General features: G+C 74.2%; 17 protein-coding genes. 8 read left to right on the top strand and 9 right to left on the bottom strand.

The genetic code is table 11. The features are described from left to right. Positions 1-656: 656 nt before the first annotated feature. Positions 657-908, bottom strand: coding sequence for a hypothetical protein (locus SZN_RS26000; protein ID WP_007500551.1), 252 nt, complete (start codon positions 906-908; stop codon positions 657-659). A 123-nt stretch (positions 909-1,031) separates the two neighbouring features. Between SZN_RS26000 and SZN_RS25995 the strand changes: the two genes are divergently transcribed. Continuing rightward, the gene (locus SZN_RS25995) at positions 1,032-2,201 is read left to right on the top strand and encodes a hypothetical protein (protein WP_007500549.1); all 1,170 of its coding nucleotides are present in this window, start codon (positions 1,032-1,034) and stop codon (positions 2,199-2,201) included. Between the two features lie 725 nt (positions 2,202-2,926). Here the strand turns inward: SZN_RS25995 and SZN_RS25990 are convergent. The 5 genes from SZN_RS25990 to SZN_RS42020 all read right to left on the bottom strand — a co-directional run bounded on the left by SZN_RS25990 (position 2,927) and on the right by SZN_RS42020 (position 10,183). Next, complete coding sequence (locus SZN_RS25990; RefSeq protein WP_007500547.1) at positions 2,927-3,898, bottom strand: hypothetical protein; 972 nt, start codon at positions 3,896-3,898, stop codon at positions 2,927-2,929. 267 nt (positions 3,899-4,165) lie between these two features. After that, a complete protein-coding gene (locus SZN_RS37745) occupies positions 4,166-4,978 on the bottom strand; it encodes a competence protein CoiA family protein (RefSeq protein WP_007500545.1) in 813 nt (270 codons plus the stop codon). Positions 4,979-5,086: 108 nt separating this feature from the next. Beyond that, a complete protein-coding gene (locus tag SZN_RS25980; RefSeq protein WP_244313418.1) occupies positions 5,087-5,794 on the bottom strand; it encodes a GNAT family N-acetyltransferase in 708 nt (235 codons plus the stop codon). A 296-nt stretch (positions 5,795-6,090) separates the two neighbouring features. Continuing rightward, positions 6,091-6,300, bottom strand: coding sequence for a helix-turn-helix domain-containing protein (locus tag SZN_RS25975; protein ID WP_007500541.1), 210 nt, complete (start codon positions 6,298-6,300; stop codon positions 6,091-6,093). Between the two features lie 73 nt (positions 6,301-6,373). After that, the gene (locus SZN_RS42020; RefSeq protein WP_007500539.1) at positions 6,374-10,183 is read right to left on the bottom strand and encodes a hypothetical protein; all 3,810 of its coding nucleotides are present in this window, start codon (positions 10,181-10,183) and stop codon (positions 6,374-6,376) included. 1,209 nt (positions 10,184-11,392) lie between these two features. Between SZN_RS42020 and SZN_RS41565 the strand changes: the two genes are divergently transcribed. The 5 genes from SZN_RS41565 (at position 11,393) to SZN_RS25945 (ending at position 14,598) form a co-directional block, all read left to right on the top strand. Then, entirely contained in the window at positions 11,393-11,656 is a 264-nt protein-coding gene (locus SZN_RS41565) for a hypothetical protein (protein WP_007500536.1), read from the top strand. A gap of 29 nt (positions 11,657-11,685) precedes the next feature. Continuing rightward, positions 11,686-12,360, top strand: a complete 675-nt coding sequence (locus SZN_RS41560) for a helix-turn-helix domain-containing protein (RefSeq protein WP_007500533.1) — start codon at positions 11,686-11,688, stop codon at positions 12,358-12,360. 277 nt (positions 12,361-12,637) lie between these two features. Then, a complete protein-coding gene (locus SZN_RS25955; protein ID WP_007500532.1) occupies positions 12,638-12,967 on the top strand; it encodes a hypothetical protein in 330 nt (109 codons plus the stop codon). 80 nt (positions 12,968-13,047) lie between these two features. Then, positions 13,048-13,572, top strand: coding sequence for a hypothetical protein (locus tag SZN_RS25950; protein ID WP_007500530.1), 525 nt, complete (start codon positions 13,048-13,050; stop codon positions 13,570-13,572). Between the two features lie 294 nt (positions 13,573-13,866). Then, on the top strand, positions 13,867-14,598 hold the full coding sequence (locus SZN_RS25945; RefSeq protein ID WP_007500529.1) for a P-loop NTPase family protein: 732 nt from the start codon (positions 13,867-13,869) through the stop codon (positions 14,596-14,598). 330 nt (positions 14,599-14,928) lie between these two features. On the opposite strand, the gene SZN_RS25940 is transcribed toward SZN_RS25945, so the two are convergent. Both SZN_RS25940 and SZN_RS25935 read right to left on the bottom strand, forming a co-directional pair. Continuing rightward, positions 14,929-15,342 carry a hypothetical protein gene (locus SZN_RS25940; protein ID WP_007500527.1) on the bottom strand — a complete coding sequence of 138 codons (414 nt, stop codon included), beginning with the start codon at positions 15,340-15,342 and terminating at the stop codon, positions 14,929-14,931. Then, positions 15,342-17,309, bottom strand: a complete 1,968-nt coding sequence (locus tag SZN_RS25935; protein WP_007500525.1) for a hypothetical protein — start codon at positions 17,307-17,309, stop codon at positions 15,342-15,344. The genes SZN_RS25940 and SZN_RS25935 overlap by 1 nt, the downstream gene beginning before the upstream one ends. A 1,034-nt stretch (positions 17,310-18,343) precedes the next feature. Here SZN_RS25935 and SZN_RS25930 point away from each other — a divergent pair. Both SZN_RS25930 and SZN_RS25925 read left to right on the top strand, forming a co-directional pair. After that, positions 18,344-18,667: a hypothetical protein gene (locus SZN_RS25930; RefSeq protein ID WP_007500524.1), complete on the top strand. Its 324-nt coding sequence runs from the start codon at positions 18,344-18,346 to the stop codon at positions 18,665-18,667. Positions 18,668-18,676: 9 nt separating this feature from the next. Beyond that, positions 18,677-19,771, top strand: coding sequence for a helix-turn-helix domain-containing protein (locus tag SZN_RS25925; protein WP_007500522.1), 1,095 nt, complete (start codon positions 18,677-18,679; stop codon positions 19,769-19,771). Between the two features lie 289 nt (positions 19,772-20,060). Here the strand turns inward: SZN_RS25925 and SZN_RS41555 are convergent. Beyond that, positions 20,061-20,476 (bottom strand): hypothetical protein (locus SZN_RS41555; RefSeq protein WP_007500520.1); only part of this gene is annotated, 416 nt, incomplete at its 5' end.

Genomic DNA, 20,476 nt, shown 5'->3' with positions numbered 1-20,476 from the left:
GTTTTTGAGGGTGTTTCAGTTTTGTTGTGGTGGTGGGTTGTTGGGCCGCCCGGTTCGGGCGGCCGGTGTCGAGTGCGGGTGGTGTGTGGTGGGCCCTGTCGGGCCTGGGTGTGGGTGTGAGGGTGTCAGTTGTGGTGTGGGGGTGGGGTGTTGGGCGCCTTCGGCGCTGGGGGATTGTGGGGCGTTGAGCTGGGGCTTTGTGGTTTGGTCGGGGGTGGGTGTCGAGAGTTGCAATATACGAACGCCCGGCGGGTGGAACTGTTCCCTGGCCGTTGGCCAGGGGCGGCTGGGGGGCGGTTCGTTGGGGTGGCCGGCGGTGGGCCTGCTCGGGTTTCCGGGGTGGATTTTGGCTGGTGTCGTGGCCCGGGTGCGAGAGTGGCTGACCGTCGTTTTATCGGCCCCGATGCCCCTCGTGTTCTGCGTCTTCCATTATTCCTTTTCCGTGAGCGGTATGGGAAGGCAGTGTGTGTCTTTTTCTGGGTGTTCTCGGTGTCGCTCTGGAGGCTCTTTTGCTGCTTCGTGGGCGCGGTGGAGGGGGTCCGTCTTGGGTGTGAGGCGGCGTGTTTATGTGTCGGCCTTGGATTGGCTTTATCGGGTGTTCCTTGGGTGTGTTGGGCGGGTTTTTGGTGGGGGTTGGTTGGGCGCCCGTTGGGCGCTTATTGGGGGCGGTCGGGATACCAGGGGGCGAGGCGTAGAAGGAGGTGGAGGGTTCGGTGTGCGGCGGTGCGGTGGGCGGGGTTTCGGGCGTAGGCGGTGCGCAGGGCGAGGGTGGCTGTGGTGGCCAGGAGGAGGAGCAGCGCGATGCCGGCGAGGGTGAGGGCGGTGCGGCCGGCGGTGGTGGCTGTGAGGAGGAGGGGGAGGGTGACGGTGGTGGTGATGCGGGCGCGGCGGTGGCGGGGGTTGGGCACGGGGTGGCTCCTTCGGGGTGTTGGGTCCCTGTCGGCTGTGGGCCGTGGGGTGGTGAGGGCTAGTCAGCCAGGCCGGCTGTTGGTGGTTCGCGGGTACTTCGCGGGGTTCTAAGGTGGGGCGTTGTGGCACGTGGGGAGCCCAGTGGGGCGGATCAGGAGCTGATCGAGCGCCTGGCGGCGCTCGGCTTGACGGTGTCGGCGGCGCAGCTGGAGCGGTGGCGTGGGGCCGGGCTGCTGCCGGCGCACGCGCGGCGGTGGCTGGGGCGTGGGCGGGGTTCGGTGTCGGTGCTTGAGGAGGCGGTGGTCGACGTCGCCGCGGCGCTCGCCCGTCACGGCCGGCAGGGGCGGGACCTGCGGTGGACGGTCATCGGCTGGTACGCCGAGGCCGGACGTCCGCTCGTGCCGGGCGTGGCGGTGGTGCCGGAGCCGCCGTGGCCGGCGGTGCGGGAGGCCTTGCTGTGGGCCATGGCCAACTCCCGTGCGCACCGCGTGCTCGCGCAGGCCCGTACGGCGGCCAGCTCCACCGGCGAGGAGGAGCGGGACACCGGGCGGGACGCTTTTTACACGGAGGCGGAGCGGGCGTTCGCCCACGGGCCGGCCGGGACGCCGGACCCGGTCGCGGTGCGCCGGCTGATGGAGGGGCAGGCCGAGAGCGCGGTCGTGCGGGGCGAGGACGCCGTGCGGCGGCGCGCGGCTGTACACCTGGCCGCGGCGGCCGGCATGGGTTCCGGCGAGGTCGGCGGCGAGCTGCTCGTCGAGACCCTCGCCGTCCTCCTGCCCCACCTGGACTGGGCGGAGACCGCCGGGGCCGCCCAACAGGCGGAGGAGGAGGGCACGTTCGACGTCTGGATGCCGGCCGGCGCCGTGGACCCGCTCGCTCTGCTGGCCGCGGCCGGCGAGCACGAGATGGCCCAGGCCCGCTCTCGGGCGCAGCTCCTCGCCGGCGTCGGTGGCCTGCACCTGATGTACGGGTTCCTCATGCCCGACACCCCCGGCCTCGCCGCCCTGCGGACGGCGATCGAGGACACCGGCCTGGCCGTGCTGCTCCACCAGATGGTCCCGCTGCTGATCAACCCCTCCGGCGTCCCGCACGCCCTGGCCGCCTGCCTCACCCCCCAGTACGGACACCTCGCCGACCGCGTCCACGAGATCCTCGCCGAGCACGCCCAGCACAGTCTGTTCACCGGGCCTGGCAGCCAACACCCCACTGCCCAGGCGTACATGGAGACCTGGATCGACCACATCCGCACCGCGCCGATCCGCCGCACGAACCCCGCCTCGGGCGACGAGTAGGCGAGCTGCGGGCGTACCCGACCGGGCGCAGCGGGGGACGGCCGTACGCCCGTACCGCGCCGCAGCTGGCGCCCGCCGCCGAAGCCCGGTCGACGCCGGCCGTGTCCGCAGGGTCCGCCGGCCCCGGGACGCCTGGGGGTGGGATGTGCCGACGGGCCGGTGCCCGAGACTGCAGGAGCCACCCCCTCATCCCTCCCGAATTCGAATACCGCATTTCTTGGAGCTCCCTTTCCTGGTCGCTTTGAATTGCTTTACCGGTGAACTCAAGCCTGTTTTTGCCGGGCGCTCTGGCGGTGTGTGTGGTCGGAGAAATTGTGCGACCTGCTACCTCGGGGGCGTGCGGAGGGGCGCGGAGCGTGATCGGGCGCCGGAGTGCGTGTGCGGGGGCGCGTGGAAGCGCGCCGGGTCGGCCGACGGACCGTCGTGGTGGTGTCGAGGCTTGCAATATTCGGTGGCCGGCTCACGGGGACTGTCTCGGACGCATCGTGCGTCTCGGGGCCCGCTGGGGCCGTCCGGGCCCAACCGACCGTGGCTGGACCGGAGTTGGCCGCAGAGGGGGCGGGGAGGGCTCCGCACGGCGGCCGGGCGGTACGCCGGTGCCAGGTCCAGGGCGCTGGGCGCCGTCGACGTCCCCGGAGCCGACCAACGCCTCCCTCAACTCCCGCAGCGAGGGCCTCCCAACCCGGCGAGCGTCGGGCCAGTCCGCCCCCGCCTGAGCAACTCCCCTACCAGGCTGGCGACTTGGCCCCCGGGGCGGTGCGGCGTGCGTAGGCGTCGAGGCCCGGCAGGCCGGGTTGGGCTTCGGCGACCTCGGCGGTCAGGGCGCGTACCGAGGGGCGGCGGGCCTCGCCGGGCGCGGCGAGTTCCACCAGGCGCAGCTGGGCGAAGGCGCCGGCGATGTCGCCGGCGTCGAGCAGGGCGCGGGCGGTGTCGGTGGCGGCGCGGGCGCGGCGCTCGGCCGTCGGCAGCACCTGGGGGTCCAGGCGGGCGGCGTGGGCGAGGGCGGTGTCGACGTCGCCCAGGCGGCGGTGGATCCCGATCCGGTACAGCGCGCACTGGCCGGCCGACAGCTGAGACGGCCGGCCGTCGGCGTGCGGGTGGCGGGCCAGGCGCAGGGCCGTGTCCTCGGCCTCGTCCGCGAAGTCCCGTGCGGAGGCGCCCAGATGGGCCTGGGCGGCGGTGTAGGCGGCCGTCAGCGCCACCATGCCCGTCGCGTCCAGCTCGGCCGCCGAGGGCCGGGAGACGGCCGTCAGGTGGGCGCGCGCCTCCTTCAGCAGAGCGAGGGCCTCCTGGGCGCGGCCGGTGCGGCGCAGCGGGGTCGCGGCCGCGCGGGCCGCGTCGGCGAGCACCACCGCGTTCCCGGAGCGGCGGGCCGCGGCGCCGGCCAGGGCCGCGTACGCGCCGGAGGCCCCGGTGCGGCCTTGCTTGACGGCCAGATGGGAGGCCAGCACCCACGTCCCGGCCGCCCGGGCGGCGCCGGCCGGGCCCGCTGCAACGCCGTGTTCGGCGCCGTCCAGGAGCAGCGGCATCAGCCGGCCGAGCCGGTCGTAGGCGCCGGCTGCGAACAGCGCGCGGGCCGCGGCGAGCTCGGCGTCCGAGACCGCCGGCGGGTCCTCGGCGGCCCATACCGCCGCCGGCCGCACGGCGACCGCGGCACCCAGCACAACTCCCGCGCCCAGCAGTCTCCGCCGCTCCATCCCGTTCCCCACCCCTTCTCTGACGTCCGGTCGAACACCGGGGCGCCGTCACGACGGTAGGGCCGGCCACCCGGGCGCCGGCAGGGCGCACACCGGCCCGCCGCTGTACGCCCCCTGGCACCGCGGGCCGTCCAACTGCCTGACCGCCAGCACCGCGTCGTCGTTGCCCGGGTGACGGCAGTGCGCCCGTCGGCCAGCCGCGCACGTCCGGGCGCCGCCGTCGGCCGGCGCCGCCTCGACTTCTTCGGCGCGGCGGGGCCGGCCACCTCATGCAGGTGCGGGCGGCGCGGCCTGGGGCGATGCGGCGTAGTCGTCGGCTGCCTTGACGTCCTCGGGGGCGGCCCAGCCGTCGTAGCGGGTGCCCAGGGCGGTGGTGCTCGTTCTGGGGACGAGGCGGCCGTTGAGGGCATCGGCGACGAACTCCGTCAGGGTCCGTTCCTCGTCGTGGTCCCAGCCGGCGTGGACGGGGCCGTGCCAGGAGGGGCTCGGGTCGCAGACTTCCCCGCAGGACACGACGCTGAAGCGGCTCACGAGCGGATGCAGACGGCTCCACGGCCTGTCAGGCGCCGCGGGGCGGTACAGGCGTGCGGCGGGCACGTGAGCGAGCCAGCGCGCGGCGCGGTGCGTGAACCAGACCACGCCGACGCCGTCGTCCTGGTAGCGGCGGGTGCGCGCGAGGACGTCGTCGAGGGGCGCGGAGGACAGCTGCGCCTCCAGAGCGGTTAGCCGGCCTCCCGCAGTGGTCACGAGCACGTCGGCCCGCCAGCCGCCGTGCGCGGCACTGGCCTCCAGCTCCGCCCGGTGGCCGGCTTCCCGCGCAGCGGCGGCCAGCGCCCGCTTCAGGCTGCGGTGCTCTTCCGTCTCGCCGGCGGCGGCGCAGGCCGTGGTACGGCGGTCGTGCGCGAAGAACCGCCCGCCGCGCCCGGACACCTTCGCGTGCATCGGCAGTCCGCACTGGGTGCAGGCCAGAACAGGGCGCGGCCGGACCCGGTACACGGCCTCCCAGGCCAGGCCGCAGCCCAGGCCGTCGAGGGTCGCATCCAGCGTTCCGTGTCCGTGCAGGCGCGCGGTCAGTGGCATCGGCTGCTCCTCCTCGCTGATCGGCCGCAGATATCCCCCAGGCGCAGGAGCGGCAACGTCGATGCGCGCCGGCCCGGGACCGCGCAGGGCCCCAGCGCGGGCCGGGTGTCACCGGCCGGCGAGCAGGCCGGCGAGGACGCCGGCCCGGTACGACACTTGTGGGGCGAGCGGGCGCACCAGGTGCCGCATCGACGCATTCGCCGGGTACCGGACCCGGCCGGCGGGCAGCTCCAGGTCGAGCGGGGCCCCGGGAGACAGGACGTGAAAGCCGTCGCCCTCGTAGTACGGCGCCAAGTGCGGCTTGTGGGTGTGGATGCCGCCGAGCATCGCCTCGTAGCCCTGACGGCTGTAGGAGCGGACCAGTTCGTCGACGAGCCGGTGCCCCAGCCCCTGGCCGCGGGCGCCGTCGGCCACCGACACCGCCTCCAGCTCGACGAGCGACCTCGACAGCCTCAGGCACAGCTGCCGGCCCAAGCCGGCTTCCATCGCCATCAGCCACTCCACCGGCGGGATCGCATGGGCGAGGCCGACGACCTCTCCCGCCGGGTGTTCCTGGGCGAGCAGCAGGGTCGCGGTGCCGAACTGGGTTGGCAGTCGCCAGCCGGTGCGCATCCGGTCGACGATCTCCTCGGGCATCGCCGCGTCCATGAAGTCCACCGGCTCCAGGAGCGCGCGCACCACCTCGGGGTCGTCGTCCAGGGTGGCCGGGCGGATCAGGTACCGGTCCAGCACCACGACACCGGGAGCGGCATCGGGCTCGGGCGCCGCCGGTGGCGCGTTGCGGCGTTCTGCACGTCGTCGAGAGGCTCGTCCCATACCCCTTATCCTCTCCCAACTCCGTTCAGAACAACGGGTGATGACCCTCGCGGCCCGGCGCGGGGCGAGGCCCTCGTACGGCGGCGAGCAGCAGACCGACCCTGAGGAGGGGGCAAGGCGGGCCGGCCGTTGGCCGGCGTGGGGCGTGCCCCCTGTCGGGGGCCGCGTGGGGGTGCGGGGCGGGTCCCTTTCGGGACCCTGGCCGGATCAGGTGCGGGCCCGGGGCCGTTGGCCCCGGGGCGGGGTGGGTGTTGTACGGCTGGTGGGTCGTCGTGGGGTGTGGGCGGGGTCGTGTGTCAGCGTGCTGTCCGGCTGCGGCTGTTGGGGCCGCCGCGCGAGCGCATGGTGGTGCCGGCCTCGGTGAGCAGGCGGTGGACGAAGCCGTAGGACCTGTTGCAGCCGTGTGCGAGGGTGCGGATCGAGGCGCCCTTGTCGTAGGCCTTCTTCAGCTCGGCGGCGATCTTCTGTCGGGCCGGCCCCTTGATGTGGACGCGGATTCCCAGCATGTCGGCCTCCTTCGGGCTCGTGAACGGCTGCGGCCGGCGCCGCGGTGAACCGCCGGGCGCGGCGCCGGGTGGCTCACCTGCGGGTGGCGGCGTCGACGTCGCCGACGTTGACCAGCGCCGTCCTCAGCTCCTGCACCCCGCAGGGGCGTTCCCCTTGGGGCAGGGCCATTGCGGCGTCCAGCAGGGCGCGGGCGTTGCGTCGTACGGCCGCCTCCCGCCATGTCCCGGGTGCCTGGGTGACCAGCGCTGCGGCCAGGAGCAGGGCATCGGCACGGTCGGGGTGCGCGGCGGCGCGTTCGACGACGAGATCGGCGTCGGTCAGGGCCGGGGAGTGCTCGGCGCTCGCCCGCATCAGCTCGAGCCACGCCGTCTCCCCTATGGCCGCGTCCGCGAAGGCGCCGGCACCGGCGAGCGCACCCGCCGGCAGGCCGGGGGCGGCGAGCGCGGCCCGCCACAGGCCCACAGCCGCCTGCACCCGCACCTGCTCGGCCGGCGGGAGCGGGCCGTCGGCGCCGGTGTGCGGCGTGCGGGCGGCGATCGCCTCCAGCAGGCGGGAGACCGCGGCCACGTCGCCGGTGCCGTCCGCCAACTCGGCCCACCATGCGGGGGGTTCACCAAGAAGGGCGGGGTCGTCCAGGAGGGCGTTCGCGAGGTGCTCGGCGGCGCCGGGCATGCCGGCGCGCAGCGCGGCGAGGAGCTCGGCCCGGTCCAGGGCGGCGAGCAGCTGCCCGTCGGGGCCACCCCAGCGCAGCCAGGAGGCGGCCGGCGAGGGCCGGCCGGACACGAGACCGTACAGGGCGGTGCGGTGGGCGGCGGCGAACGCGGGCGCGTGGCGGTGCAGGGCTGGCAGGTGCACCCCGATCGCGGTGGCCACCGCTTCCTGGCCGGCGTGCGCGGCGAGGACGCCGGCGACCGTGTTCAGGACCTCCTCGGGCATCTCGCCGGTGGTACGGGCCTGGTGGACGGCGTACTCCAGCAGGCAGCCCAGCGCCCGGACTTCCCTGTCCGATCCGATCAGCGCCGGCGTCGTCCCCTCCCCCGCGGTCCCCGCAGCAGCGGCGGCCGGATCCGGGGCCGGGGGCGCAGTGGAGGTGGTGGTGCCGTCCTTGGTCTTGGCGGCGGGGGCGGTGTCCCCGGCTCGGCGGGTGAGGGAGGCGACCAGGGTCTGCAGGTACGCCACGGCGTCGTTCGCCTGCTCCCCGGTGAGGGCATCGGCACGCCAGGCGGCGGTAAGCAGGTCGAACAGCGCCTGGTCGGCGAAGGACACCCCGGCGGGCCAGCGCCGTACGCCGTCGAAGCCGACGGTGGGGGCCCTCTCGCCGAGGCCGCGGCGTACCTCGAGCGCCGCGGCGACGGCCGCCGGCAGCGCATCGTCGGGGAAGGCGCCGGGCCGGTCGGCGTGGGCGGCGGCCGCGGCGAGGTAGAACGCTGCGAGCTCCGGCCGGCCCAGGGCGGTCAGGACGGCGGGCACATCGGTCGTCCAGGCGGCCGGGTCGGCGGCGACGAGGCGGTGCAGCACCATCGCGTACCCGTCGTCGCCGGCATCCGGGGCACCGGCGATCCGGGCCGCGGCCGCCACCGGCCCTTGCCCGACCGCGAGTTCCGCCAGGTCCTCGGCCTGAACGGCGGTGGTGGTCTTCGACGGTTCGAGCACGGCCTGGGTGCGCGGGTCGGACGGGCCGGCGGGCTCACGGCGGCGCAGCGCCTGAAGCAGTGACTCCCAGCCCTGAAGGAGCGGGGAGGTCAGGACGGGCGACCAGTCCCACACCCGCAGCCAGGTGGCGAGCGGCTCGGCGTGGCCGTCGGCGGACTCGGTGCCGGCGGGCAGGACCTCCTCGACGAGGGCGGCGGGCGGCGCGGTGCCCAGGGCCGTGCGGACGTCCGCCTCCAGCTGCGCGGCGTGCTCGGGCGGGCAGGCGGCGAGGACGAACTCGACGAGGCGGGCCGGCTCCGGGTCGGGGTCGGCGGCCAGGGCCTGCGGGACGAGCGCGAGGGCCTGCTGCCACCACTCGGGCCCGTCCACGGCGCCGACGGCCGGCGGGCGGTGGGCGAGGTGCGCGGCCATCAGGCGGGTGTGGAGGCGGGCATCGAGGCCGGCCACCCGCCGGAAGTGGCGGGTGCGCTGGGCCAGGCCGGTGCCGGCGTCCGCGTCCGCCGCGGCCACGTCCAGCACGGCGCGCGCCAGCCGCGGCCCGCCGAACGCCGCGCTGTCACCGACGCGCACCTGGTCCAGGTCGGCGTGGAAGACGACCGGCCGGGCCTGCTCGGGAGTCAACTCGACGTCGTGGGCGAGCAGTTTGGCCAGGACCGCCCGGACGGCGCCCACGTTGCGGTGTGCTGGGCCGCGGCGGCCGGCCGGGTAGGCGGTGCACGCCAGCTCCCGCACCAGCATGGCGACATCGTGGTCGGGCAGGCGGGAGGCGACCTGAAGGGCGATCAGCCCGCGCATCTCCTCCTCGGTCGCCACCCAATCCGTGCCCGCCGCCTCGTCAGCCACCGCGCCCGCAGCGTCCTCGTCGCCGCCGTCGAGGAGGCCGGCGGCCTTCATCTGGGCCCTCACGCGCTCGGCGACCGCATCGAGCGCCAGGTGGCCGGTGTGCTCGTCCTGGACCGCGCCGGCCAGCAGGCCCTCCACCGCACCGATCCACTGCCCCGTCCGCTCGGCGCGCGGGAACGCGCGAGCCCACCGCGCCGCCAGGCGCAGCGTCGCCCCCACCTCCACGCCGTCCCCGTCCCGGACACCGGGGCCGGCCAACGCGGCCTGGAGCTGGGCGGCGTCGACGGCGTCCCAGTGGCGTACGGCCAGGCCCAGCAGCGCGTCAAGGGCGGATCGGCCGGTGGCGGCGATCTGCTGGGCCCGCAGGACGCCGGGGGCGCCCTTGTCGGCCGGTGCGTTCAGCCAGGCGCGGGCGGCGGCCGGGTCGGCGGCGGCGACGTGGTCGAGAAACGGGGCGGCCGGCCACCGTCCGCCGGCCGCCCCGTCCGGCATCAGCAGGTGCGGCGCGTGCTCCTGCAGAATGCCCAGCCACGCCGTGGCGGGGCCGGAGCGGAAGAAGTACGCCTCGGCGCGCGGGTCCGCCCAGCCGGCGAGTTCCTTCGCCTCGGCGGCGCCGGGGTGTTGGAAGGCGACCAGCTCGAGGACGCGGGCCGCGCGGCCGGGGAGCGGCACCAGCAGGTTGCGGGCCGCGGCGAGGATGTCCGCGTACAGGACGGCGGCCTCGCCGGGGTGAGCGCTGCGGCCGTGCAGGATCCCCGAGGCCACCCCGTAGACGGTTCCCCACACATCCAGCGCGGTCTCCTGCGCCGCGCCGAGCTCCACCTTCATCAGCCGCTCGACGATCCCCTGGGCCCGCGCCTGGTGATAGCGGCCCGGGCGGTTGAGCTCGTCGCGCAGCACGTCCGCGGCCGCCGTCACCCGCTCCCACGCCGTACTCGCCTCGGCGGACGCGCCGGACAGGCCACCGGCCGCGTCGGCGGCGATGCTGGCCGAACCGGCTTCGGCGGCCGGCCCGTCGGACGGGCAGGCCTCATCAGCCGAGGGTGCGGGGCCGGACAGGACGACCGGCCCGTGCGGCGCCAAGACCTCGGCGGTGGGGCGCGCGAGGGCGTCGACCGCGGCCAGCAGGCCTTGTGCCGCCGGCTTCAATCCCACCGTGACCGGGGCGCCGGGCAGGCCCAGCAGTGCGTCCGCCGCCGAACGCACACACGCCGCGGCGACCTCCGCCGGCCGCGCGAACCCGCTGCCGGCAAGGACTCGGTGGGCATCGCGCAGCAGACCCAACGCCCGAACGCCCGCCTCCCCCTGGGCCCCCAGTGCGTCCGCGAGGACGTCGTCGACCTCGGGCAGCACGCTCGCGCCGGCCGGCGCCACCTCGTCGCTCACCGCAGCACCGTAGCCCCGCCGGCCACCACCCCGGACCGGTATCGCGGATCCGCGACGGCCAACAGGCCCCGGCCTGCCGGCACTCCCCCACGCGCCGAGGCGGACACCTCCCTGTCGGCGCCCACCGCGGGCCGAGGCGGCCGTTCGGCGCGGCCGGCTGCTGCTCGTCACCACCGTCGCAGGCGGCCGGGGCCGGGCGGGCGCTCGTCGTACGGCCGGACCCCTGCCGCATGGGCGCGTGCGTGGAAGTGTGTGAACTTGTGAACGTCGCCGGGCGGTACTTCAGGTCGGGCGCAGCGGACGTCACCGTCGTACGGCCCCGTCACGCCGTGTACGGCGCGCGGCGTGTGGCAGCGCGGCCAGCACGGGTCGTCCACGACGTCCGTGGACCCGCTCCCCCGGCTCCGGGAACACGGCGCCGTGCGACGGACGATTCCCCCTGGGGCGAGGCCGTGTACGGCGGCGAGCAGCAGGCCGGCCCTGAAGAAGGGCCGGCCGTTGGCCGGCGTGGGGCGTGCCCCCTGTCGGGGGCCGCGTGGGGGTGGGGGTCGGGTCCCTTTCGGGACCCTGGCCGGTCGGGTGCGGGACCGGGGCCGTTGGCCCCGGAGCGCTGGCCGGGGCGGAGGGCGGCCCGTGTCGGGGTCCTGGGGGGCCGGAGCCTTCGGCCTCGGCCGCTGAGCCGTAGGCGGGGAGAGGGCTGCAGCGTGTCCGACATGCGATGAGCCGACACCGCGCAGGCGGTACCGGCTCTCGCGTCCTCGTGCGGCAACACGAGGTTGTTTCCCTTTAAAGCAATGGTTGGAGCCGTCGCCTCAGGGAGGGCATCTTGTGCCTTTGCCCGGGAGCATCCCAGCCGGTCGGGCGCGGCGCAAGCTGGCCTGGTTCACAACTGCATCAATTCCATGCGCTTCGAAGGCCGGCGCCGCAACTTCGTGAGCGCCAGGTACCCAAGGACCGATGAATAGGCGGTCAGTCGGCCTGAGCTGCTGAAGTCCGATCAGTTTTGCGTGTCGGCGGATCCGGGACCAGTAATGCATCAACCGCCCTCACGGGTGATGGGGAGGCTGGAGTTTGCTCGGGTGACCGATGACTATGTATCTGCACCACTGTCATGGGCGGCGGCAACCTCCCGTGGTGCATTCGGTTGGAGCGCAAGCCGGTGTCCCGGTGGCCTCGAGCCACCGGGCCCACAACCTCAGGGAGGCCCCCATGGCCAAGTCCTCGTCTGCCGCGTGCGTCGAACCCAGCTTTCCCGTCCCGCGACGTCTGAGCGGCTCCGAGGCGGTGGTGATCGTCATCATCATCTGCCTGGGCGGCGTTCTGGCGACGGTCGCCGGCATGAGCGTCCCCGCGGTGCTGCAGCTGCTGGCGGGAGCCGGGACGGTCGCCGCCCTGGTGGTCAGCATGGTCACCGGAGCACCGCAGCGGGGCCTGCGCCGGGTGCTGGGCACGCTGCTCAGTCCGCCGGACTGAGGGGTGTCGTGGGCCGCCGGGAGAAGCCGGTGACGACCGGCAACAAGTCGTTGCGCAGGCTGGCGGAGTGGCTGCGCGAGCAGCGCGAACGCCAGGGGCACTCCTACCGACAGCTTGCGGACGGGACCGAGTACGACCCCACCACGCTGTCGCGGGCCGCCTCGGGCGACACGGTGCCGCCCCGCGACGTCGTGCGCGCCTACGCCGAAGCGTGCGACGCCCGCGTCGAGGATGCGGACCGTCTGTGGTTGCAGGCCCGTCGCGAGCAACAGACCCGCTCCGGGCGGAAGGGGCGGCGCCGGCCTGCTCCCCGCCCGGAGCTCATACACGACCGCCGGGATCTGGGCGCCGCGCTGCACGATCTGTGGGAGCGGGCCGGTGCTCCCTCCACCCGCGAGATGCAAAAGCGGGCGGGCGACCACAGCGAGCTGCCCCACAGCACCGCGCACAGGATCCTGACCAAGCAGACGGTGCCGCGGTACGACTACCAGCTCGAGGGATTCCTGCGCGCCTGCGAAGTCCCCGAGACCCAGTGGCCCCCGTGGCTGGAAGCATGGCGCAGCGTCCTGCGGCACGAAAACCGGCGGCCGTCCCCGCCCGTCCGGCCTCACGAACATGAGCCGGGCGCCCGCGCCGATGCGAGGAGGGTGGTCGAGGAGTACGCCCGCAGGACGGGCGAGGACCCCGCCATGTGGACGGGATGACCACGGCGTCCTCTTGAAGAACCGCGTGAGGACGATGTAGGCGACGTTCTTCTTCACAGCCCCTTACACCAGCCCGGGGCCGGTGCCACAGCCCGGCCGCCGGGCCGCGGAGTTCGCCGGGCATGTGCCGCGGACCCGGTCGGGCGCCGTATGGCGCTCACCCTGCCGGAGTACGCCAAACCCAACCACATCGTCTCTTAAGACTTGCAATCATGCCATCCGGCACGTATAGTCTTAAGAGTCATAAAGGGAACGGCGACCATCCGGAGGGGCCCCGATGTACAGCGACGAGAGCAGCAGCGACGAACTGGAAGCCATCCGCACCGAGCGCCTGGACGTCGACCTGGAGATGGCGCAAATGCACGCCGAGGCCGATGCCTGGCACGCCGTGCGCGAGCGCGGGTACTGCAACCACGGCTCCGCCGTCGGCTACATCAACCCGCCGGTCCACGAGGTCCAGAAGCTCCTCAAGCCGGGCCAGCTCATCTGCACCGCCGGGTGCTCCACGATCTTCCACGGCGACGAGGACTGGTACGCCCAGCTCGACGACCCGATGGCCAACCCCGTCCCGCTGCCCGCCCGCACCCCGGCACCCGCCGGGAAGTGAGCACCGCCCTCGCGGGGCCGGACAGGCCCCGCGGGAGCGGCGCAGCGTCCCGCCCCGCCACCATCGGCCCAGGAGTACACGTGCCGTCCACGCCCGCCCAGGCCATCTGGCGTTTCGCCGACCACGACGTCGTCCGCACCAGCGAGGGCCGGACCTGGCACCGTGGCCTGCGCCGCAGCCAGCAGTGGGCCGTGCCCGGCGGTGACTCCCGCGAGCTCGACGACAACGCCGTACGCGGCCTGCTGTCCGCCGACCCCGGCGCCGTCTTCGCGCCCGCAGCGCCCGACGCCTACGCGCCCCTGCCGGGGCGCGCGCTGGACACCCCCGAGGACTTGCGCCTGCTCGACATCCGCCCGGCCACCGGCGCCACCCTTCACCGCCAGGTCCTCGACCGCGTCGGCGCGTTCGCCGGGAGCACCACCGGCGGCCGCCGCGCCCCTGCCCCCGGCCTCCGGCCCGCAGATGTCCGCGCCTCCCTGCTGGGCACCGCCCAGCGCCACCGCGCCGCCCGGATCACGCTCGACCGCGTCCACGGCCGCCTCCACGCCCGCTACGCCATCGCCAGCACCCTGCACACCCACACCTACGTACTGACCACCCCCTGACGCCCCCACCGCCGCGGGCCCGGGGGCGAGCAGCACCCCCTGGGCGCGGTCCGGGGGCCGGGCACGCCGGATCCGACCGCACCTGTGCACGCTCGCCTCGGGTGTCCGGGGCCGCCGCTACGATGACGGTGCACCAAGGGCAACCGCGCCGCGCCCGGTCCACACCACCTCGACGCCCACACCGCCGATGGGGACCGCAGACGTCTGAGACTCGCGCGAGCGATTTCGTCATGCCCTCCTCCTGGACGGCCGGCGCGTGTGGGGCAGCAGGCCGGAATGAGGACGTGAGACGCCATGACCAACCCCCGCAACCGGGAACACGACCGCGCCGTACGCCAGTACAAGCGCGAACACCCCGGCATCACCCTGGACCAGGCCCGCCAGGCCGTCGCCGCCCGCTCCGGCCAGCAGCCCAGCCTCCCGGCCCGGATCCCCGCCGCTCCCCTGCCCCGCCCCGCCGAACGGCTCGAGGGCTACATCCAGCGCGTCGCCGCCGCGGCCGGCGTCCAGCGGCACCGGGCCATGGAACTCCTCGGCCTCGCCCCCGGCACCTCCGCCACCGAACGCCTCGACGAACTCGCCGCCGGCCCTCTGCCCGACCACACCGTCCGGGCCCTCACCGCGGCCACCGGCATGACCGCCGACCAGGCCCGCGCCCTGACCACGCCGCTCCCCGCGCGCCCCGACCCGGCGGCCGTACGGCACATGACCGAGGCGGCCTTCGCCGCCGGGCACTTCCGCCGCGGCGGCGAGGGCAAGACCTCGACCTCCACCGACCTGAGCGCGGCGCTGGCCCGCACGTTCGCCCAACGGGCACACATGACCGACCTGGACTCGCAGCACACCCTCCTGTCCGCCCTGCCCGTCGACGAGCTGCGCCAGGCCCCCTACACCCCGGTCTTCGTCGATCTGGACTGGCCGGCCGATGCCACCAGGCCGCCCATCGACCCCGAGGTCTTCGACGAGGTCGCAAAGGCCCTCGGGATCGGGCAGGACACCGACGCGGACGCGCCGCCGAGCGAGTAGCGCGGCCGCCCCGGCGCGGCCGGACAGAGCCCGCGCCGGGGCCCGCACGACGCCAGCCAGGTCGGATTCCGGGCAGAGCAGCAGGTCAACAGCCCTGCGCAGCAGGGAAGCCACCCGATGACGACGGGGCGCAGCAGCGGGCACGGCAGGGACAGAACAGCACGTCGACCAGCCGGGCCGGCCGCTGGCCGGCGGTGGGGGCGGTGCCCCCAACCGGAGGCCGCGCGGGGATGAAGGCCCCGCGGGTCCCTTCCGGGACCCGGCACCGTGCGGTCGATGCGGGGCCCCTCCTGTGTTTGCGGTGCCGGCTTTGGTTTCGGCCGGCCGGGGTCAGGTGCGTCGGCGCGGGATGCGCGTCCGGTGCACGAGCGGGATGCCGAGGCGGGCTGCCACGGTTTTTTCCAGGGCGGAGACGACATGGTCTGGGGTGGCGTCACGGAGCGGGATCACCCAGTACTCAACCCACTCGTCCCGCTTCGACGTGCTGCGGTTGATGTGCTGGCTGAGCCTGGTCGCGGCGGCCCCCCGGTTCAGGGCCCGGGTGGGGCGGGTCTTTCCGCAGTAGCAGGCGTTGCCGTTGCGGTTGACCGCGATGTAGATGGCCTTGTCCTCGTACCCGGAGTCCTCGCCGATGGGGATCGGCTCGGGCTGCGGTTCGACGATCCACTGGCCGGCGAGCCGGGCGAGCATGGCGTACCGGTCGTCGGTGACGGCAACGACGCCGGTCCAGGTGGTGTCGGTCATCAGCGCGGCTCGGCCTCGGAGATGCCGCCGAGGTCGCTGCCCATGTAGCGGAGCTGCTTGACGGACGGCTCCACGGCGATCCAGGGGAGTTTGGTGTCGGTGCCGTTCTCCTTGCGCAGGGCGATCAGGTCGTCGAGGTCGGTGGCGGCCTCGGTGAGGGACTTCTGGAAGGTCGTGAGGGCCTTGTCCTCGAGTTCGGTGGCGGTGGGGTCGTTCTGGTAGCCCTCGCGGTCGAATCCGTGGTTGGCAGCGAGGCGCAGGTGGGCGTTGAAGTCGCTGCCCTTCCACTTTTCGCGCTCGACGAGGTGGCCGTCGGCCCACCATCGCGGGGGCAGCCCGGCCCGGATCCGCTTGATCGCGTCGGCGAGGACCTGTCGGCCCTCCTTCGTGTCGAGGACGGTCTTGATGACCGTGCCGACGCCAGCGCGCATGACCTTGATGTTGCCCACGATTTGCTCGGCGGAGCCGCCAGGGGCGAGGAGGTAGCCACTGGTGACGAGGGTGACCATGGCGAGCACGCCGAGGAGCAGCCGGGCGGGGATGTCGCCGATGTCGGCGCGGCCGAGGAGGTCGTCCACGGCCTGGTCGTTGTCGATGTTCTCGACGGTCCACTCGTGGTCGGTGAGGGCCTGCCACAGGCAGCCGGTGTCCAGCGCGGTGCGTACGGGCGCCAGCTTCTCCTTGGGGAGGCTGGAGTAGGAGCGCAGGCCGAGTTCGACGATCGGGCCGCTGCGGTGGGTGACCTGGAGGCGGCGCTTGTCGAGCTTTGAGGCCATGATCGCGTTCAGCCGGGGCTCCTTGCGGGTGAGCTGCTGGACGACGTACGTGAACCGCAGGTCGCGGAAGGCGGGGTTGAGGCCGAGGGACTTCATGGCGTCGGTGACATCGGCGCGGCCGAGGAGGACGGCCCGCACGGCCTGGGCGTTGTCACCGAGCTCGCCGGCGTCGAACAGGGCGGTGACGATCTCCTCGGCGGTGACGCCGTTCTGCGAGGACGGCTCGAACGACTTCACCCCGACGTTCATGCGCATCAGCAGCGAGCGGACCGCGACGGGGAAGCGTCCCATGCCCATGGACGGGTTGTCGTCGGTGTAGCCGACGATGACCTGCACCGGGACGGTCATCGCGTTGAGGAGCCTGGCGGCCTGGTCGCGCTTGGCACGGGCGGCCCTGCTCGTGCCGGTGGCGGCGTTGATGTCGCGGTGGGCGTTCTTGACGATCTCCCGGACGAGATCGCGCCGCTCGGCGAGGGGAAGCCGCATGAGGTGGGACGGAAGCAGACTGTCGGGGTCCTTGGCGTTGGTAGGGCGGATCGAGCTGGACGGGACCGTGATGCCGGCGGTGCAGGACGCCCAGCGGCTATTGCCGTCGACGATGCTCAGGTCGTCGTCGGGGTGGCGTCCGGGGTTGAGGAAGGTGACAGGGACGGCCGTCAGGGGCCGCTCCACGATGCGCCGGCCGACTTCCTGCGGGTTGTTCTTCCTCACCCCCTTGGACGCCCGGTCGATAGCGGCGAGGAGGTCGTCCATGGCGTCGGCGTAGACGAGGGCGGCGTCGGTGTCGTGCGCCGTGGGCATGGCCAGGACCCGCTGGCTGTCGCTGGTATCCGGGTCGGCCGCGTAGTGGGCCTCGTCCAGGAGCCGGTCGTTCTCAATCGCAGGAGACAGCATCAGTGTGTACGCGCGGTAGGTGATGATGCTCAGCCAGCCAGTCTCGACGCGGTGGCGCTCCAGGCGGGCGCCTTCGAGGAGTCCGGGCTCGACCGCTCCGAACGCGATCCGGCGCACCGCGGCAGGGGAGATCTGGACGTCGGGGTGGTCCTTTTCGAGGAACTTGATCGCCTTGGTGGTCTTGCTGACCGGCTCGACGCGGTGCTCGAACGGCGTCGAGCGGTCGCCGGAGCGGATGTCGATGACCTCGATGCCGTCGATGTCGTCGTGCTCGTCGGTGATGTCGATGGTGCTCACAGGGCCTCAATCGAATGGGCCGGCGCGAGGCGGGCTCGCGGCCGGTGACCGGCGTACGCGAGCAGAGCGCCATCGAAGCGCAACGCACCCGTGCCCGCTCGGTGAGGACCGCGGTCCGTCACGGGGCTGACCCGGCGTCGCTTCGGTGACCCGCAGGCGGATCCGGGTACCCGCCCCGTGACGTACAGGCGGCGTACTCAGGTCTTGCCGGTGGATACCGCGGTGTCCACCGGCTGCGCAACAGGCCGCCCTCGGCGGCGGCGATTCCACGAGCGTACCGCCATCCGAGCAGGCGCAGCACACAAGTTGACGGGCCTTCCGATCCGGCTGGCCGTGACCTGCATGATCTCGCCCGACGGCCCGTCAGGGGTGGTTGGGGGGCCTACCGGGTCCGGCCGGGCCACCGCGACGGGCCGCACCGCCGAGGTGCGGCATCTGTGAACGCGAATGCCGCGGACCCGCGCTTCACCCGGCCCAGGGATTCGAGTTGCGACGGGCCCACGCCCGCAGCCAGCCGGTCGAGCAGTTGTACGACGGCCTCCAACACGTCAGGCCGGCACCAAGGGCGGTGCCGGCCTGACGTGGCGGCGGGCGCGGGCCAACGCGCCTGCCAGGAGTCCTGAAGCGGTTCGGGCTTGCGACCAGGCGCCGTCAGGAGGACACCGGCAGCCTCGCCGCCGGTGTCGTGCTGGAACCACCGTCTTGCTGATACGGCCTAGGCCGCAAGTCGGCCGGAACAAACGGTGGGCCGCCAGGAGGGCAGCGGGCGCGCAACCCGTCGTCGCCGGGCCGGTTTTGGCGGGCCGGCCGGTCGGCGGATTTCACGGCGGGACGGGGAACACCGGCGGGTCCAGCAAGCCGCACACCGGACAAAAGACGCACCGGGGCGGGGCGGCGGGATACCGGGGCGTGGAAGGCTGTGTGCCGCGCAGCCCGACTAACGGCAGGGCCAACTGCCTCTGAGCTGCGTCACTTTGCGACCAGTAGCCCCGGCATGCCGTCGGCGGCCCCCGTCAGGAGGAGTCCTGCGCACCATGAGCCTTCCCTCGCACCCGGCCGGGCCCGCCCCGGCCTGCACCTGCGCACCCACCGCCCCTAAGGCACCGGAGCCGGCAGGCGGCGGTGAACCGGACGGCGCCGCCGGGCGGTTCGGGCCCACCCACGCGCTGATCCTGCTGATCGCCGTCCTCGGGCTCGGCACCGGCCTGTTCCTCGCCGGCACCGAGCTGGAGACCGTCTTCGCCCTCCTGGGCGGCTGCGGCGCGATCGGCGCGGCCACCCTCACCGCCGCCGGCGGCGGCCGCCGCCTGATGAGCGTCCTCGTCGAGGCCGCCGTACGCTCCGGCGCGGGCAAGTAGGCGCCGGACATGATCCGTTGCCCCGCCACCGTCCCGGACCGCCACTTCGCCCGTCTCGCCGGGCACCTGAGAGCTCTGCGCGGCGCCGCCCGGCTGACCCAGCGCGCCCTGGCCGACGACGCCAACATCTCCCGCGGCGCCGTCCAGCGCGCCGAGTCCGGCACCGCCCCGCCCACCGCGGCCGTCCTCAACGCCTACCTCCGCGCCTGCGGCGCCGGCCCGGCCGACCAGGACAAGGCCCGCCGCCTGCACGCCCTCGGCCGCACCGCCCAGCGCGGCAAGCTCCCCGGCCTCAAGGCGCCGGCCCCCCACCTCGTCCGCGACGCGCGCGACTTCAGCCTCGTCCTGGCCGCGGCGTACGAAAGGGCCGGCGCCCCGCCCCTGCGCGACTTCGACCGGCCGGGCCGGGCACGGGTGCCGCTCGCCACCGCGTCGCGGATCGTCAACCGCCAGGCCCTGCCCTCCAGTCGCCAGCAGCTGATCACGTTCCTCACCGTGTGCGGCATCCCTCCGGCCGCACAGCGCCCGTACCTCGACGCCTACCACCACGTCACCTCCCAACGCAGCACCCGCCCCGCACCCCCGCGCAGGCAGCTCACGCAACTGATCCGCCGCACCCACCCGCTCCCCCTCGCCCACGGCGGACCGGACACCGGCGCCCACTACGACTTCGACCGGCTCGCCGCAGGCATCAGACCAGTCCTCGAAGCCCTCACCGCCTACCACGCCCGCTACGACGTCAACCGGCTCGCCGCAGGCATCAGACCAGCCGTCGAAGCCCTCGCCGCACACGGCGCCCGCTACGACGTCGACCGGCTCGCCGCCGGCATCCGACCAGCCGTCGAAGCCCTCGCCGCGGCCCCCGCCGTCCGCAACGCCCCCGCCGCCGCGACCGCGGGCGTCCAGGTGTTCGCGGACGCCCTCGCCGTCATGTCCCGGTCGGCCATCCAGGAAGCACACCGCAACGGCACCACCCCACCCGACTGGATCACCGCCACCAACCTCCTCACCCACGGCATGGGCTTTGCCCGACCCGACGGCCCTCCCCCTGAACTGCCGGCGGCCCCCGCCCCCGTACCGCCGCCACCCGCGCCCGCCGCCTGACCACCACCGCGAGCAGCAGGCCGGCCACCTCACGGAGCAGGGAAGTTGCCTCATGACGGCGGGGCGCAGCAGCGGGCGGAGCGGGTACGGAGCAGCACGTCGACCAGCGCGGCCGGCCGTTGGCCGGCGGTGGGACGTGCCCCCTGCCTGGGGCCGCGCGGGGATGAAGGCCCCGCGGGTCCGCAGAGGATCAGTAGTCCAGGAGGGGGCCGGGGCCGCTGGCCCCGGGCGCTGGGTGCGTCGGCGGAGCAGCACCGGCCGTCTACCGCCGGGCGGTGCGGGGACGCGCTCAGGCCTCGCGGGGGATCTCGGCCTCCGGGTCGTAGCCGTGCGCGACGGCATGGGCGTAGAACGCATCGAGGGCCACGCCCAGGCGGCGCCCCTCGTCCGTGTCCGGCAGCGAGGGCCGGGCCGTCCATTCCTCAAGGACCGCCTGCTGTGCCTCGTCCGGCAGGTCCCCGAACTCCAGCCCGGAGAACTCCTTGGGCATGCCCCTGCACAACTGACCCAGCCTCTTGACCAGGATCTCGGGCAGGCCTTCGGGCGCCTCCAGCACGCCTTGGGCCGCGTCCGTCAGTCCGTCCACGACCAGGCGGCCCTCATCGGAGCCGAACACCCCGTGCACGTCGAACTCCGGCCCGATCAGCCGGGCCCGCGCCAGGTCGGTACGGACCTCCACCTCGGTCTGCAGGCCGAGATCGCACT

The organism is Streptomyces zinciresistens K42, from assembly GCF_000225525.1.
In the GTDB taxonomy this organism is placed as follows: domain Bacteria; phylum Actinomycetota; class Actinomycetes; order Streptomycetales; family Streptomycetaceae; genus Streptomyces; species Streptomyces zinciresistens.
Note: the sequence above shows the minus strand (reverse complement) of the source record. Positions and strands in the feature narration are given on the sequence as shown.

Coding starts and splice junctions, on each gene's coding strand:
- SZN_RS25990 (WP_007500547.1), bottom strand. CDS start 3,898: ATGGAGCGGCGGAGACTGCTGGGCGCGGGAGTTGTGCTGGGTGCCGCG.
- SZN_RS37745 (WP_007500545.1), bottom strand. CDS start 4,978: ATGCCACTGACCGCGCGCCTGCACGGACACGGAACGCTGGATGCGACC.
- SZN_RS25980 (WP_244313418.1), bottom strand. CDS start 5,794: ATGGGACGAGCCTCTCGACGACGTGCAGAACGCCGCAACGCGCCACCG.
- SZN_RS25975 (WP_007500541.1), bottom strand. CDS start 6,300: ATGCTGGGAATCCGCGTCCACATCAAGGGGCCGGCCCGACAGAAGATC.
- SZN_RS41565 (WP_007500536.1), top strand. CDS start 11,393: ATGGCCAAGTCCTCGTCTGCCGCGTGCGTCGAACCCAGCTTTCCCGTC.
- SZN_RS25955 (WP_007500532.1), top strand. CDS start 12,638: ATGTACAGCGACGAGAGCAGCAGCGACGAACTGGAAGCCATCCGCACC.
- SZN_RS25945 (WP_007500529.1), top strand. CDS start 13,867: ATGACCAACCCCCGCAACCGGGAACACGACCGCGCCGTACGCCAGTAC.
- SZN_RS25940 (WP_007500527.1), bottom strand. CDS start 15,342: ATGACCGACACCACCTGGACCGGCGTCGTTGCCGTCACCGACGACCGG.
- SZN_RS25930 (WP_007500524.1), top strand. CDS start 18,344: ATGAGCCTTCCCTCGCACCCGGCCGGGCCCGCCCCGGCCTGCACCTGC.
- SZN_RS25925 (WP_007500522.1), top strand. CDS start 18,677: ATGATCCGTTGCCCCGCCACCGTCCCGGACCGCCACTTCGCCCGTCTC.